1 protein-coding gene is annotated in these 998 nt (G+C 62.6%); it reads right to left on the bottom strand.

Going from position 1 to position 998, the window contains the following annotated elements; genetic code table 11:
• Positions 1–946: IS481 family transposase (locus tag AC1DFC_RS29765; protein WP_413336379.1), on the bottom strand; the 946-nt coding region annotated here is incomplete at its 3' end.
• Between the last annotated feature and the right edge of the window lie 52 nt (positions 947–998).

Genomic DNA, 998 nt, shown 5'->3' with positions numbered 1-998 from the left:
TGTGAAGCGTCAAGAGGTTGTTTCTTGACGAGTTGAGTCTGGACATAGGCGCGATACCGCCGATGCCGCTGTGCGGGCGATGCCAGTTGTAGTGGTGCTGCCAGCTCGCCAGGGCATCGGTTCGGTGAGCTGAGTTCTGGTAGGTCCAGCCGTAGGCCCACTCGCGCAACGCGGACTGGATGAACCTCTCGGCCTTGCCGTTTGTCTGCGGTCGGTAGGGTCGCGTGAAGCTGTGCCTGATACCCAGTTCAGTGCAAGTCGCCTTGAACTCGCGCGAGCGGAACGCCGGGCCGTTGTCAGTCAGCAGTCTCCGCACAGTGATGCCCAGGCGGGCGTAATAGTTCACCGCATTGCGCAGGAACAGGACCGCTTGCACCTGCTTCTCGTCGGGGTGCATGGCGGTGAACGCCAGCCTTGCGTGGTCGTCGATGGCCACGAACAATGTCTCCCAGCCAGCACCATCGACCGAGTCGCGTCGGTTGCCCGTGACGCGATGGCTGGGACGCACGATGCGCCCAAGCTTCTTGGTGTCGATGTGCAGCAGATCTCCAGGAGCTTCGTGCTCGTAGCGCACGATCGGCTCGGCAGGCTCCAGGTCGCTCAGCTTGGACATGCCTGCTCGGGTCAGCACGCGGCTGACAGTCGAGGCCGAGACGCCCACGCTGCGAGCAATGCGTGACTGCAGCATCCGACGTTTACGCAACTCGAGGATGAGCAAGGCCTTGCCCGAGTCGATGGCCCTGGGCGAGCGTGTTGGCTTGGAGGAGGCATCGGCCAAGGCGGCTTCTCCGCCCGCCAGATAGCGACCAAGCCACTTCCTGGCTGTGGGTGCAGTGACGCCGTGTGCGGCAGCTGCGCGCACAGCATCCAAGCCCTCCAGCGTCATCTGCTTGACCATCTCGAATCGGCGGGCAAAGGTAAGTCGGGCATGCTTATGGGTGTTCATCCGGTTGGGCGTCCTGAGTGGATTGGGTGTTTGGCGACTTCCAGTCTCTCAA

It is taken from the genome of Variovorax sp. 10L421, assembly GCF_056395365.1.
Note: the sequence above shows the minus strand (reverse complement) of the source record. Positions and strands in the feature narration are given on the sequence as shown.